General features: G+C 43.1%; 16 protein-coding genes and 1 other annotated feature. All 16 genes read left to right on the top strand.

Translation table 11 applies throughout. From position 1 onward, the window contains the following. The first annotated feature begins 3 nt into the window (after positions 1–3). The 16 genes from ACR65H_RS07850 (at position 4) to ileS (ending at position 14,812) form a co-directional block, all read left to right on the top strand. Positions 4–798: a cell division protein FtsQ/DivIB gene (locus ACR65H_RS07850; protein WP_440499594.1), complete on the top strand. Its 795-nt coding sequence runs from the start codon at positions 4–6 to the stop codon at positions 796–798. After that, positions 773–1,498: a DUF881 domain-containing protein gene (locus ACR65H_RS07845; protein ID WP_440499664.1), complete on the top strand. Its 726-nt coding sequence runs from the start codon at positions 773–775 to the stop codon at positions 1,496–1,498. The genes ACR65H_RS07850 and ACR65H_RS07845 overlap by 26 nt, the downstream gene beginning before the upstream one ends. 26 nt (positions 1,499–1,524) lie before the next feature. Further along, complete coding sequence (locus ACR65H_RS07840; RefSeq protein WP_440499593.1) at positions 1,525–2,244, top strand: DUF881 domain-containing protein; 720 nt, start codon at positions 1,525–1,527, stop codon at positions 2,242–2,244. A 2-nt stretch (positions 2,245–2,246) separates the two neighbouring features. Next, positions 2,247–2,618: a small basic family protein gene (locus tag ACR65H_RS07835; protein WP_440499592.1), complete on the top strand. Its 372-nt coding sequence runs from the start codon at positions 2,247–2,249 to the stop codon at positions 2,616–2,618. Positions 2,619–2,712: 94 nt separating this feature from the next. Continuing rightward, complete coding sequence (ftsA, locus tag ACR65H_RS07830) at positions 2,713–3,996, top strand: cell division protein FtsA (protein WP_440499591.1); 1,284 nt, start codon at positions 2,713–2,715, stop codon at positions 3,994–3,996. A gap of 40 nt (positions 3,997–4,036) precedes the next feature. Beyond that, the gene (ftsZ, locus tag ACR65H_RS07825) at positions 4,037–5,209 is read left to right on the top strand and encodes a cell division protein FtsZ (protein WP_440499590.1); all 1,173 of its coding nucleotides are present in this window, start codon (positions 4,037–4,039) and stop codon (positions 5,207–5,209) included. Between the two features lie 394 nt (positions 5,210–5,603). Next, a complete protein-coding gene (locus ACR65H_RS07820) occupies positions 5,604–6,464 on the top strand; it encodes a sigma-E processing peptidase SpoIIGA (protein ID WP_440499589.1) in 861 nt (286 codons plus the stop codon). Then, positions 6,448–7,161 (top strand): RNA polymerase sporulation sigma factor SigE, encoded by a 714-nt coding sequence (gene sigE, locus ACR65H_RS07815; RefSeq protein WP_440499588.1) that lies wholly within the window; start codon positions 6,448–6,450, stop codon positions 7,159–7,161. Before ACR65H_RS07820 ends, sigE begins: the two co-directional genes overlap by 17 nt. 96 nt (positions 7,162–7,257) lie before the next feature. After that, positions 7,258–8,037, top strand: coding sequence for an RNA polymerase sporulation sigma factor SigG (gene sigG, locus ACR65H_RS07810; RefSeq protein WP_440499663.1), 780 nt, complete (start codon positions 7,258–7,260; stop codon positions 8,035–8,037). Between the two features lie 305 nt (positions 8,038–8,342). Then, a complete protein-coding gene (locus tag ACR65H_RS07805) occupies positions 8,343–8,585 on the top strand; it encodes a PRC-barrel domain-containing protein (protein WP_440499587.1) in 243 nt (80 codons plus the stop codon). Between the two features lie 71 nt (positions 8,586–8,656). Next, positions 8,657–9,352, top strand: coding sequence for a YggS family pyridoxal phosphate-dependent enzyme (locus ACR65H_RS07800; protein WP_440499586.1), 696 nt, complete (start codon positions 8,657–8,659; stop codon positions 9,350–9,352). Next, on the top strand, positions 9,349–9,804 hold the full coding sequence (locus ACR65H_RS07795) for a cell division protein SepF (RefSeq protein ID WP_440499585.1): 456 nt from the start codon (positions 9,349–9,351) through the stop codon (positions 9,802–9,804). Before ACR65H_RS07800 ends, ACR65H_RS07795 begins: the two co-directional genes overlap by 4 nt. Positions 9,805–9,823: 19 nt before the next feature. Beyond that, the gene (locus tag ACR65H_RS07790; RefSeq protein WP_440499584.1) at positions 9,824–10,120 is read left to right on the top strand and encodes a YggT family protein; all 297 of its coding nucleotides are present in this window, start codon (positions 9,824–9,826) and stop codon (positions 10,118–10,120) included. A 56-nt stretch (positions 10,121–10,176) separates the two neighbouring features. Continuing rightward, complete coding sequence (locus tag ACR65H_RS07785) at positions 10,177–10,953, top strand: YlmH family RNA-binding protein (protein WP_440499583.1); 777 nt, start codon at positions 10,177–10,179, stop codon at positions 10,951–10,953. Between the two features lie 94 nt (positions 10,954–11,047). Next, positions 11,048–11,554 (top strand): DivIVA domain-containing protein, encoded by a 507-nt coding sequence (locus ACR65H_RS07780; protein ID WP_440499582.1) that lies wholly within the window; start codon positions 11,048–11,050, stop codon positions 11,552–11,554. A gap of 57 nt (positions 11,555–11,611) precedes the next feature. Next, positions 11,612–11,825 (top strand) — a binding site (T-box leader). Positions 11,826–12,049: 224 nt separating this feature from the next. Beyond that, positions 12,050–14,812: an isoleucine--tRNA ligase gene (gene ileS, locus ACR65H_RS07775; RefSeq protein ID WP_440499581.1), complete on the top strand. Its 2,763-nt coding sequence runs from the start codon at positions 12,050–12,052 to the stop codon at positions 14,810–14,812. The last annotated feature ends 13 nt before the right edge of the window (positions 14,813–14,825 follow it).

Below are 14,825 nucleotides of genomic sequence, written 5' to 3'. Positions count from 1 at the left end.
CATATGGATAAAGTAATAGACATCGAAGAACGAATTCCATCCATGAGGGAAAAACGGAGAAGGAAGACGAATAAAAAATTTTTATTCATCATCGCCATATTCTGTATCGCCCTCCTTGTACTTTTGTATTTCCAATCTCCTCTAAGCAAAGTTGGTGAAGTGAAAATCCATGGGGCTGCACTTCATGATGACCAATTTTACTATGAAAAAAGTGGGGTTTTAAAAGGAACATCATTTTGGGGATTTACAACAAAAGAAGTGGAAGAAGAACTTTTGAAGCTCGATGGCGTCAGTAGTGTTGCTGTTACGAGGAAATGGATAAGAGATATCGATATTACAATTAGTGAATGGAAAACGGTCGCGTATATGGAGAGCGGGGGAGAGTATGGATTATTGCTCGAAAACGGAGAAGTTTTTCCGGAAGACGGAAACTATCCGAACGTACCGATTTTAAATCATGTGGACAACCCTGACCTTCGGAAAAGACTGACGAAACAATTGTTAAAAATGGATAAAAATGTTCTCCAATTGATTTCCGAAATCATCTATACTGGGACAGAGGAGAATCCTGATACGATTGTTGCTTATATGGATGATGGTTATGAAGTCCATGCAATCCTCCAAACCTTTGCAGAAAAAATGGAATATTACCCGGATATCATATCCCAGCTAGGTGATATGGAAAAAGGAATTGTCAATATGGAAGTTGGTATATTCTTCACGCCTTTTAGCGAAGTTTATGGAAAAGATAGCGTGGAGGAAGGGGAAGGTGATGAAGTTGGCGAAGAAAATGAGTGAGGACTACAAAAATAGAGGAAGATATATCTTATACTCTTTTGTCTTTCTCATCCTCGGTTTCATCTTCGCATTCTCCTATCGAACATTAGGGAAGGACAATGGAGAATCAGCTCAATCTCCTGCGCTTCAACAGGAAGAACAATATCGGGAAGAATTGATTGTTCAGAAAGAGAGAAATAAAGAGCTCGCTGATGAAATTCAGGCAAAACAAGATGAAATTAGAGACTTTGAAAAATCTTTTTCGGAGAATGAAGACAATCACACCGTGCTAGTTGAAGAGGCAAAAGATCTTCGATTGCTTTTAGGGGTTATTCCGGCTAAAGGACCTGGAGTACGTGTCACATTGAAGGATGGCGATTATGATCCTGTAGAACAAAACCCTAATGATTATATCGTTCATGAAAGCCATGTGCTGCGTGTTGTAAATGAATTGAAGATTTCCGGTGCACAAGGAATTGCGATAAATGGGCAGCGAATTTCTTCAAATTCAAATATTAAATGTACTGGCCCCGTCATTACAATCGACGGTAGAACACTTCCCGCTCCGTTTGTCATCGAGGCGGTAGGCGATACAGATGTCTTGTCAGCATCATTGAATTTAGGCGGCGGAGTGATTGATGGATTAGTGCATGACAATATAGTTGTCACTTTAGAGCAGTTGAAAGAGATAAAGCTTCCCGCATTAAGGGAGGAGGCATGAGTGGCCATTAAGAGGGAGGGTGTTCGTTGAAGAAAGCTGTCAATTGGAAGTTTACAATTGTCCTCCTGCTAATCGGATTTATGATTGCTGTCCAATATAATACGTTGGAACATCCTAAGGAACGTGATACGAGGGATATTTGGGCAATTCGCCAAGAGCTGGCAGAAGAGAAAAAGCTCCATTCAGAGCTTTTAACTGAAATTCGCGATATAGATAGAACGATCGCATCGTACAGAACGTTAAGCGAATCAAGCACAGGACAAGCCTTAAAGGAAACAGTGGACAAGCTGCATAGAAAAGCAGGTACGACAGATATTACAGGTCCTGGCTTTACGATCGAAGTCCGCCCTTCGGTGGAAAGCATGGCGTATGGAATACCAATCACGAGTATTTCATCTGATTTACTAACCCGTTTCGTCAATGAAGTAAATCGTTTTAAAGGCATTCATATGGAGATTGACGGAAAACGGTATACGATGATGAGCTCGATTCGTGTCATCAACGGAGCGACTTCCGTTAATGGACTGAACGTCTCAACTCCCCCATTTACAATAAAAATTGTTTCACCTACAATGTCGGATAGTGAGAAGCTTTATAATTATTTGTTAGCATCGTCCATACATGACGATTTTTATATTGATAATCTAGTACTTGAAATAAACCAGCCGGAAAAGGAAGTGACGATTCGGGCATATCCCGACAAATTTAAAAATCTTTATTTACAAGAACTTCCGAAAGGGGAATGACAATGTGGTTGCCACTGCTAGGTTTAATACTTGGGGTTTCGCTGGGATTGTTATCAGACATACAAATCCCACAAATTTACAGCAACTATTTGTCCATCGCCGTGTTAGCTGCATTGGATACACTTTTCGGGGGAATTCGGGCGCACCTGCAACAAATATATGATGATAAAGTGTTTATTTCCGGCTTCTTCTTCAATATTGTTCTTGCGGCTGGATTAGCATTTTTAGGAGTGCACCTTGGAGTGGATTTATATTTGGCAGCCGTCTTCGCATTTGGAGTAAGGTTATTCCAAAATATTGCTGTGATTAGAAGGATTTTGCTGACGAAATGGTCAGATCGAAGTAAAGTTTCTGAAACGAAAGTTCAGGAATGAAGGGAATTGATTATCGGATGGAGAAAATATTTAGACAATACGACTCTAATACAATAGAATGTAAGATAAGGACTGTAATGGGAGGTGCCGAAATTTGAGTCAATCTACAATATATGTATCACTAGATATAGGATCTTCGTCAGTCAAAGTACTGATCGGCGAAGTGGATGGCGGATCCCTCCACGTAATCGGAGTTGGTAACGTTCAATCTGCAGGCATAAGAAAAGGGACGATTATCGACATTGATGCGACTGTCCAATCGATCCGTAAAGCGGTGGAACAGGCTGAACGGATGACAGGCATGCAAATACGAGACGTCATTTTAGGCATCCCGGCCAACGGCGTGCTTTTACAAGACGTCAAAGGCGTTGTAGCCGTCAATTCGGAGAACAGGGAAATTACCGATGATGACCTGGACCGGGTTATGAAATCTGCACAAGTTATGTCGGTACCACCTGAACGGGAAATCGTAAACATTATACCGAAACAATTTATCGTGGACGATTATGATGAAATAAAAGACCCACGTGGAATGATCGGCGTCCGATTAGAAATGGACGGTACACTTATAACGACTTCCAAAACGTTAGTGCACAATATTTTACGATGTGTCGAACGAGCGGGTCTCGTAATACGTGAAATTTATTTGCAACCGCTCGCAGCGGGAACATTTGCACTGACGGATGATGAAATGAATCATGGAACTGCATTTATCGATATCGGTGGAGGTTCAACGACGATTGCCATTTTTGGCGATAACCGCTTCATTTCAACTGCTGTCATTCCGGTGGGCGGAGACCATATTACAAAAGACTTGTCGATCATTCTGAAGACACCTACAGAGCAGGCACGAAAAATTAAACATCAATATGGACATGCTTTTTATGATGATGCATCGGATGATGAGCTTTTTGAAGTTCCTGTCATTGGTGCTGATTCGAAAGATCAATATAGTCAACGATACATATCGGAAATTATAGGTGTCCGATTGGAAGAATTATTCGACTTGGTTCTTGAAGAGCTGTACCGCATGGGTATCCATGATTTGCCGGGTGGCGTCGTTTTAACTGGCGGCACGACGAAACTCGATGGGATTTTGCAACTTGCAAGACATGTATTGAGAACAAGAGTCCGAATCCACACACCAGAATATATCGGTGTGCGTGAACCGATGTATTCGACTGCTGTGGGTCTTATCCGTTATGCTAGTATGGAAGATAGCTATTTTGGGATTGCAGCTGAATCTCAAACAGTAGCTACGAATAGTGAGATGGACTATCCAGCTCCTAGTAAAAAGAAGGTAGCTGTCCAGTCAAAAGAGAAAAAGACAAGCTTCATGAGCAAAACAAAGAAATTTTTCGATGGATTTTTTGAGTGACTGTTTAAATATGGTCATATAGGGATTAGGAGGAGAGAGCATGCTAGATTTTGAAACGAATGTCGATGCACTCGCAGTCATTAAAGTGATTGGAGTCGGTGGCGGAGGAAATAACGCGGTTAACCGCATGATTGAACATGGTGTGCAAGGCGTGGAATTCATCGCCGTAAATACGGATGCGCAAGCACTTAAATTATCTGAAGCTGAAGTGAAATTACAAATCGGAGCTAAATTGACTCGCGGACTTGGTGCAGGGGCAAATCCTGATGTCGGAAAAAAAGCGGCTGAAGAAAGTCGTGAACAAATAGAAGAAGCTCTCCGCGGTGCGGATATGGTTTTCGTAACTGCAGGAATGGGTGGGGGAACAGGTACTGGTGCCGCGCCTGTCATTGCACAAGTGGCAAAAGATCTTGGAGCGTTGACAGTAGGTGTTGTCACACGTCCATTCACTTTCGAAGGAAGAAAGCGTCAGACACAAGCAATCGGTGGAATTGCAGCTATGAAGGAATCGGTCGATACGCTCATCGTCATTCCAAATGATAAGTTGTTGGAGATTGTCGACAAAAACACGTCGATGCTTGAGGCGTTCCGTGAAGCCGACAATGTATTGCGCCAAGGGGTTCAAGGTATTTCAGACTTGATCGCTGTCCCTGGACTTATTAACCTTGACTTTGCCGACGTGAAAACGATCATGTCCAATAAGGGATCTGCATTGATGGGTATCGGTATGTCTACAGGTGAAAACCGGGCTGCCGAAGCTGCGAAGAAAGCTATCTCGAGCCCGCTACTTGAAACATCAATTGACGGAGCAAAAGGTGTTCTGATGAATATTACGGGCGGTTCCAATTTAAGCTTGTTTGAAGTTCAAGAAGCAGCAGATATCGTAGCTTCCGCTTCCGATGAAGACGTCAATATGATCTTCGGTTCTGTCATTAATGATGACTTGAAAGATGAAATCCTCGTTACAGTCATTGCGACAGGGTTCAGTGAAGAACAATTGAATCAACCGAAGCCTTCGAGGAATCCAGGGTTTGGTGCTACGCGTCAACGTGAATCACAATCGCAATCAGCGCCGCAACCGTCTTATACTCGTCGAGAAGAGCCTCAGCAACAATTCCAACAGCCTGAGCCGACTCGACAACAACAGCAAAGCCATCAGCAAGATGATGCATTGGATATTCCGACATTCTTGCGCAATCGCCAAAGAAGATAATAAAAAAATTGAAGGAAACTCTCCAGCAGTCCAATTGGACAAGCTGGAGAGTTTTTTTATGACCGTTGTTCCGCAACAAATAAACGGGGCGCGCAACGCAACAAATTCGGGCCGCAACACAATCAAACTCCAACAACGCAATCAACGTGGCGCGCAACGCAAAGAAATCGGGCGCTACACAATCAAACTCCCGCAACGAAATAAACGGGGCGCGCAACACAACAAAATCTGGCCGCAACACAATCAATTAAGAATGCAACACGACGATCTCAGCTCCTAGCACAACTTCTTGGGTCTCCGCTATTCATGTCGAATATTTACTTTATTTTCTCCTTCGTTCCGACAAACATTGCATTCACGGAGTGTTATCCTTACGTACAAGGAGGGCGGGCAGATGTATGGGGAACTCATTGTTGCTATTAACATGGTATTCAACTATGCAATTTTGTCCTTTGCCAACCGGATGGTCAAGGCACAAGCTACTAGGCGCCGTTTATTCCTGGCTGCATTCGTCGGCGCGTTGCCGGTTACATTTTTCCCTGATTCCCGTCTCGCCATCTTCATCGCTTTCGGTGTAATGATTGTCTGTGCATTCGGGTTAACAATTGCCTCACTAGGAAGCCCAGCTTTCATCGTATTGATCGGTGCGCTTTTTGCCGGAGGAGCACTGACGGTCATCACAGAAAAGTTCTTGTTTTCGGATGCCAAATTCACAGTCTTTATCAGCGCACTACTTGCTTATATTATCCTCTATTTACTAAAGACTAAGTGGCTCGATGTAAGAACAGCTCGCCAATTGTCTTCCTATTCCGTAGCAACGGTTTTATCCATTTGGAATGAAACAGTTTCCATCCCAAGTTTTATCGATACAGGAAACCGCTGTACGGAGCCGCTAACTGGCGAACCAGTACATTTTGTTTCATTTAAGTTTGTGGAGCGCTTGATTCCTGAAGAGTTGAGAGGGCCGTTAGTTTCATGGAATGCAGAAAACATGCCACAACTTTCAACATTCCCAAAGCGCTACCAAAAAAGTTTAAGACTCATCCGGCTGCAAACAGTCCAAGGGGCTTCGTGGGCTGTTGGTTTTAAATTCGACCAATGGGTCATCGGGGAAGGAAGTGAGCTGCCAGCGGGCTATATCGTGTTTACAAAACAAGATAACCGTTATCCGGAAGGTGCAGGTGCTATTTTGCATGTCTCGGCATTGGAATCCATTATGAATGAAAGGGGAGCAAATCATGTTGCAGGGACTTAAGAAATGGTTATCGATCGTTAAAAGCTTCTTCACTAGAAAAAAAAGTGGGACTTATTATATCGGTGGACATGAATCACTGCCAAAACCGTTGTCCAGGGAGGAAGAAGCGATTGCGATCAGGGCTTTCATGGAAGGAGACATGGATGCCAGAGATACGCTCATTGAAAAAAATTTAAGGCTAGTCGTTTATATTGCCCGTCGTTTTGATAATACGAATACGCATATTGAAGATTTGATCAGCATTGGAACTATCGGACTTATAAAGGCGATCGAAACATTTAAAAGCGATCGCAATATTAAATTAGCGACATATGCTTCAAGATGCATTGAAAATGAAATCCTTATGCATTTAAGGAAAACGAACCGGACTCGCTCGGAAATTTCGTTCGACGAACCGTTAAATTCTGATGCGGATGGGAATGAGCTGTTGCTATCTGATATATTAGGCACGGATGAACATATTATTATTGATGATGTTGAAAAAAAATTAGAAAGGCAACATATGATTGAAGCGATCAGCACGTTGGATGAACGGGAGAAATATATAATGGAATGCCGCTTCGGACTCACAGGCCGTCTTGAAATGACACAGAAGGAAGTCGCAGAATTACTCGGTATTTCACAATCTTATATTTCACGTCTTGAAAAGAAAATAATCTCCGAACTGCGTGACAGATTAAACCATCCTATCGCTTGATGGTTGAAATTGGAGAATTGGATTTCGCATATTCCGCAAGTGTGAGGACAAACTATTTTGTACAGTCATCTACAGAATGCGGAGGAAAAGCGAATGATGCGTACAAGAGTTGAAATCTGTGGTATCGATACGTCCAATTTGCCATTACTGACGAATGAAGTGATGAAAGAAACGTTTATCCGGCTTCAAAATGGTGACGAATCGGCAAGGGAAGAGCTCGTAATTGGAAATTTGCGGTTAGTATTAAGTCTTGTCCAAAGGTTTGCTTATAGGGGGGAGCAGGCAGACGACCTTTTTCAAGTTGGCTGTATTGGTTTATTGAAGTCCATCGACAATTTTGATTTGAAACATAATGTCCGATTTTCAACATATGCCGTTCCAATGATCATTGGTGAAATCAAAAGACATTTGAGAGACCATCATGCCATTAGGGTATCCAGATCACTTCGGGATATAGCTTACAAAGCAATCAGAGCAAAGGAACAATTTGTTAACGAGCATCAAAAAGAACCTAAAATCTCTGATCTTGCGGAAGCGACGGGCATTCCAGAAGATGATATTTTATTCGCGTTAGATGCAATCCAAGATCCAATGTCCCTTCATGAACCGATGAACGGCGACGGCGGCGATCCTGTTTATATAATGGATCAATTACAGGATAAAAAGGTGTCTGAAGAGCGTTGGTTGACGTATGTGTCGGTAAAGGAAACGGTTTCGGGCATGACGGAAAGACAGCAGCTGATTCTTTCTAAACGTTTCTATTTAGGCCAAACCCAAACTGAAATTGCAAAAGAACTAGGCATTTCACAAGCCCAAATTTCAAGATTGGAGAAAAATGCCATTCAAATAATTCGAGATGGCATGGAGAATAAATAGTTGACTTAAAAACGCAATGCTCCGGCATTGCGTTTTTTTAGGTTGTTGAGCATAAGCTGTATAAACACAAAATTTATTACTGATATCCATTGTGTAAGGATTATCAATAACATTAAAGCTGTTGCTTGGATTGCAGGCGCGAAACTCCTGAGAAAGCCGTTACGTAGAACGGCTTTTGCAAAAAGCGTAGAAATACTCTTCGTGGTTCGATTGACTGAGGCAACGCCCCCGGAAAGCGAGTGCCGGAACGGAAAGCAACAGCCCCTGTTAAGACCAAGATCAAAATTAACATTGGAGGGATAAGAATGCGTTTCTCGGATTTGCAGAAGAAAGAAGTGATCGAAGTGAAAAAGGGCTCTTTTTTAGGATTTGTGCAGGACGCGACAATTGATATGAAAAACGGTAAAATTGACGTTCTTCAAATTGGCGGAGCTGAAAGGTCGCTATTTTTAGAATCAAAGATGAAGGATTTGAAGCAAATCAAGTATGATGATGTCCTCACCATCGGAAAAGACATCGTTTTAGTGGGCAAAAGGGTTGATAAATAAAGACTAATCATTGATATGTGTCCTTCCAATTGATACAATAAAGCAAAGTAAGCAGAAAAGTAGTGATTTCAATGGACACACTTCAACAACGTATGCAAAAAATAGAAAAAGCAATACAAGCAGCATGTGATCGTTCAAATCGGAAACGTCAAGACGTAACAATCGTTGCAGTGACAAAGCAAGTATCTACCAATAGAGCCAAAGAAGTTATCGAATTAGGAATTACAAATCTCGGAGAAAACCGGCCGGAGGGACTGCTTGCAAAGCAGGAAGACATCCAATCAGAAAAACTAAACTGGCATTTCATCGGAAATGTGCAAAGTAGAAAAGTGAAAGATATTATTAACAAAGTCGATTTTCTTCATTCACTGGACCGTCTTAGTCTCGCCAAAGAAATTCAAAAGCGTGCGTCATCTACGGTCAATTGCTTCGTACAAGTGAATGTGTCAGGGGAAGAATCTAAATCAGGGATAAATCCCGAGGAATTAGAGGATTTCATCCTTCAATTGGCCAATTATAATAAAATCCGAGTTGTAGGTTTAATGACGATGGCTCCATTCACTGAGGACGAAGAATGGATTCGAACTGTATTCCGTTCATTGCGCAGCCTTCGTGATCAAATCGCTGCAAAAGAAGTAGAACACGCGCCGTGCACACTATTATCAATGGGAATGTCGAATGACTATAGTATCGCAATCGAAGAAGGCGCAACTCACGTTAGAATCGGAACCGCATTAGTCGGAACGGAGAGCGAGGGAGACGAATGAGCATAAAAAGACGATTTGAAAAATGGTTCTATCTTGATGAGGAAGAGGAATTCCAACAAGAGCAACAGCCTGTCCGAGAGCAACAGCCCGTACAAGAGCAGCAGCCGAGAAGAGTGGTTTCACGGAAACCGCAAGTGGCGGAAACGCAACAGCAACAGCAGGGAACTGTTGTCAGCTTGCAAAGCATCCAGAAATCTTCAAAAGTTGTTCTTTTTGAACCTCGTGTCTATGCGGAAGCGCAGGACATTTCGGAGCATTTAAAGAATAAAAGAGCCGTTGTAGTCAATTTGCAAAGGATTGAGCGTGATCAAGGAATCCGCATCGTCGATTTCCTAAGTGGCACCGTCTATGCACTTGGCGGAGATATTCAACGGATTGGCACAGATATTTTCCTTTGCGTGCCAGAAAATGTGGAAGTGGCAGGAACCATTTCGGATTTTTTTGAAAGATAGAATTAGATGAGGTGTACAGATGGGATTAATAGATATAATTAACTTGATTTTTTCGCTCATTATTAGAGCAATAGATATATACTTAATACTCCTCATTATTTACATTTTAATGTCATGGGTACCTTCTACAAGGGAAACGAAGTTCGGCATCCTTTTAGGGAAAATTACGGAGCCTTATTTAGGGTTTTTCCGTAAATTCATCCCACCCCTTGGAATGATCGATATTTCACCGATTGTAGCTATCTTTGTATTGAATTACTTGATTTCTAGAGGTGTATATGAAGTTTATCGATTGATCGTTACCTCACTCATGTGAGGTTTTTTCTATAAGGGACCCGTGTATGAAAAGGGTTCTGTAAGGAGTCGTTAACTATGGATTCGATCATACAACATTTTAGAAAAGATGAGCAGCCATTCATCGAAACGGTAATTGGCTGGACGCGTGAAGTTGAGGATACATATTCTCCGAAGCTCACCGGTTTTCTTGACCCGAGACAGATTTTTATTTTAGAATCCATCGTAAAGAGTTCCGGTCTCCAATTCGGAGTCCATGGCGCGTTCCTTGAGCCCGAACGCCAACGAGCATTGATTTATCCGGACTATTTTGAACCGGTAGATGAGGATTTCCAAGTATCTGTTTTTGCAGTTAGATATCCTGCGAAATTTATGACACTGGAGCACAGAGATATTTTAGGTTCTCTCATGGCGCTTGGAATCGACCGTTCGAAATTTGGAGATATCCGCTTGGATGGAGATGTCGCCCAATTCTCCGCCGCAGAGGAAATGAAAGATTATCTGATCGCCAATCTGACATCGATCGGCAAATCAAAAGTACGAGTTGTAGAACTCGGTTCCACTGATAAACTGATTGTATCGGCAGAAACGTGGAAGGAAGAGAACCACACGATTAGATCACTGCGTCTTGACACGATTGTCGCTTCATTAGTGAACTGTCCGCGACAAAAAGCTGTTGCGCTCATTCAGAATGATAAAGTGAAAGTGAATCATGTCGTCCGAGACCAGCAAGCATTCGAAGTGAACGAATCAGACATTCTTTCAGTCAGGGGATCCGGCCGCTTCAAAATCTTATCGATAGAAGGAAGGACCCGGAAAGACAAAATACGGTTGTTGATTGGTAGGTTAGAATGATTTTTCAGACAACCGACTTAAAAACTGCTGTCTTATCTGTTGATGGTATGTATAATAGGGGATAGAAGATTTACTCGAAAGGGAGGAACAGAAGATGGCATTGTCACCACTCGATATACATAATAAAGAATTCAGCCGCGGCTTCCGGGGTTATGATGAAGATGAAGTGAATGAGTTTCTTGAGCAGATCATGAAGGATTATGAAAACGTGCTGGAAGAGAACAAAGCATTGAAGAACAGTTTGAAGGAGACGAAAGACAAAGTTTCCCATTTCAATTCTATTGAAGAGACTTTGCAGAAATCGATTTTGATCGCCCAAGAAGCAGCTGAAGATGTAAGACGGAATTCGATCCAGGAATCGAAACTGATCGTGAAAGAAGCGGAGAAGAATGCTGATCGTATTGTGAATGAAGCATTGTCGCGTGCCCGTAAGATAGCGATGGACATCGAAGACTTGAAAAAACAATCGAAAGTGTTCAGAAACCGATTCCGCATGCTCATTGAAGCCCAACTCGATATGATTAAAACGGACGATTGGGAAAAACTTCTTGAATATGAGCCGGATGCGGAACTACTGGAATCAGCAGCGGATGTAGAATGATTCGAAAGCTTGACATTTTGTCATATACAAACATATAATAATGACCATATAAGCAGGAAACAGGCGTTGAAAGAGAGAGTACTTTTCGAAATTCATGCAAAGCGAGCCGGGGGCGGTGGAAGCCCGGTCTGAATCGAAAACGAAAATCACTCTAGAGCCGGATTGACGAAAATCAATCCCGGATGCACCCCGTTATGGTGTTCTGAGAGGCAGTGTGATTTTTCATGCTGCAACTAGGGTGGTAACGCGAGAACAAATCCTCGTCCCTTTTATAGGGATGGGGATTTTTTATTTTCTGACCCCTAACTAATATACTGATTGATTATTACGGACTTTGTTGATTGAAGTGGAAGGCGGCGACTCCAGCGGGAAAGCGAGACAGGGGAGACCCCGCAGGGAGCGAAGCGTCTGAGGAGGCTCACCGCTCGCCCGCGAAACGCGTCCGCCTGGAGCGAAAATCAACAGTTCAAAGCCATTTACCAAGGAGGAAATAGTATGGATTACAAAGACACATTGCTCATGCCGAAAACGGAATTCCCGATGCGTGGCAACTTGCCGAACAAAGAACCCGATATGCAAGCGAAATGGGAAGAAATGAACATCTATGAAAAAGTACAAAAACGCACAGAAGGACGCCCTTTCTTCGTCCTACACGACGGACCTCCATATGCGAACGGCGACCTTCATATGGGCCATGCACTTAATAAAGTGCTGAAAGATATGATCGTCCGCCATAAATCGATGACAGGCTTCCATGCACCTTACGTACCAGGTTGGGATACGCATGGTCTACCGATCGAGCAAGCTCTCGTCAACAAAGGCGTCAATCGCAAAGAGCTTACCGTCGCCGAATTCCGGAAAATGTGTGAGGAATATGCTTATAGCCAAATCGATAGCCAACGTTCACAATTTAAACGGATTGGCGTACGCGGAAATTGGGAAAATCCGTATATCACGTTGAAACCTGAATTTGAATCGAGACAAATTCAAGTGTTTGGAGAAATGGCAAAGAAAGGCTATATTTACAAAGGTCTGAAACCAGTTTACTGGTCACCTTCAAGTGAATCAGCGCTAGCTGAAGCGGAAATCGAATACAAAGATAAAAAATCACCATCCATCTACGTTGCGTTTCCGGTCAAAGATGGTCTCGGTGTAATTGACGAGGATGTACGAATTGTTATCTGGACGACGACGCCTTGGACGATTCCTGCGAACCTCGGGATTTCGGTCCATCCTGAATTCACTTACGTTATTGTCAATGTGGACGGTAACAAGTTCCTCTTGGCCAAAGATCTCGTTGAGTTTGTTGCAAAAGAAATCGGATGGGAAACGTATGAAGTTATTAAAGAACTAAAAGGTTCGGATCTGGATAGAGTAATTGCAAAGCACCCTCTTTATGACCGCGATTCTCTCGTTATGCTAGGAGAGCATGTAACAGCAGAAGCTGGTACAGGATGCGTTCATACTGCACCTGGCCATGGTGAAGACGATTTCTACGTTTCGAAACAATATGGAATCGACGCTTTGTCTCCAATCAATGACCGTGGTGTTATGACAGACGAGGCTCCAGGCTTTGAAGGACTCTTTTATGAAGATGCAAATAAAGAAGTGACGAAAAAATTGGATGAAGAAGGCGCTCTTTTGAAGCTTTCATTCATCACCCACTCGTATCCGCATGACTGGCGTACGAAGAAGCCTGTCATTTTCCGCGCCACAGCTCAATGGTTCGCTTCCATTGAATCATTCCGTGGTGAATTGCTTGAAGCGATTCGCAATACGAAATTCACTCCATCATGGGGTGAGACACGGTTGTATAACATGGTTCGCGACCGCGGTGACTGGTGTATTTCACGTCAACGTGTGTGGGGTGTTCCAATTCCGGTATTTTATGCTGAAAACGGCGAAGCGATCCTTACAGATGAAACAATCGCACATGTTGCAGAATTGTTCCGTAAACACGGTTCAAATGTTTGGTTTGAACGGGAAGCGAGAGAATTGCTTCCAGAAGGCTTCGAGCATGAAGGCAGCCCGAACGGCCAATTTACAAAAGAAACGGATATTATGGACGTTTGGTTCGATTCCGGCTCAACACATCAAGGTGTGTTAGTGGAAAGAGACGATCTAGTCTACCCGGCAGATTTGTACTTGGAAGGCTCCGACCAATATCGTGGTTGGTTCAACTCGTCCTTGACGACAAGTGTCGCCATCAATGGCATTGCACCCTATAAAGGTCTATTAAGCCACGGCTTCACGTTGGATGGTGAAGGGCGTAAAATGAGTAAGTCGCTGGGCAACGTTATCGTGCCTTCGAAAGTGATGAATCAGCTAGGTGCTGATATTCTCCGTCTTTGGGTATCATCCGTCGATTATACAGCAGATGTGCGTGTTTCTGATTCAAACTTCAAGCAAGTGTCGGAAGTGTATCGTAAAATCCGTAATACTCTGCGCTTCTTGCACGGTAACGTAGCAGATTTCAATCCTGCTGCCGACCGGGTTGCGTTCGAAGATATGCGCCCGATCGACCAATACGTTTATGTGAAGTTGCAAGATTTAATCAAAGATGTGCTTGAGGCCTATGAGAAGTATGAGTTTGCTGGTGTTTATCACGCAGTGAACAACTTCTGTACAGGTGAATTGAGCTCCTTCTATTTAGATATTGCAAAAGATGTCGTTTATATTGAAGGCGTCGATCACCCACACCGCCGTGCGATGCAGACTGTTATGTACGATTCGCTACTTGCGCTCTTAAAACTATTGACACCAGTCATCCCTCATACGACCGATGAATTATGGGCTTATCTTGAGCATGTCGAAGAGGAGAGCGTCCAATTGACAGATATGCCGCAAGCGGAAGATCTTGGAGAGGCTGCTAATGCACTTCGCGAGCGTTTCAGCCGTTTGATGCTCGTCCGTGATGATGTATTGAAGGCGCTTGAAGAAGCTCGGAATGCTAAAGTGATCGGTAAATCGCTTGAGGCAAAAGTGACTGTCGCATTGCCAGAAAAGATGGCTGGCATTTTGGCGGCAGACGATATCGATTATGCTCAATTCTTCATCGTTTCCCAGTTCGAGGAAAGTGAAGTAGAAAAAGTGGGCTCAGATGCGTTGCAGCTCGATCATGCAACTGTCCTTGTTGAAAAAGCAGATGGTGAAAAATGTGATCGCTGCTGGACAATTTCTGAAACCGTTGGCGACGATGCTGATCATCCTGCACTCTGTGCACGCTGTGCGGATGTTGTTAAAAAATATTATTCATAAGCATTTTGGTAAA

The sequence above is a fragment of the Sporosarcina sp. SAFN-015 genome (assembly GCF_059415085.1).
Note: the sequence above shows the minus strand (reverse complement) of the source record. Positions and strands in the feature narration are given on the sequence as shown.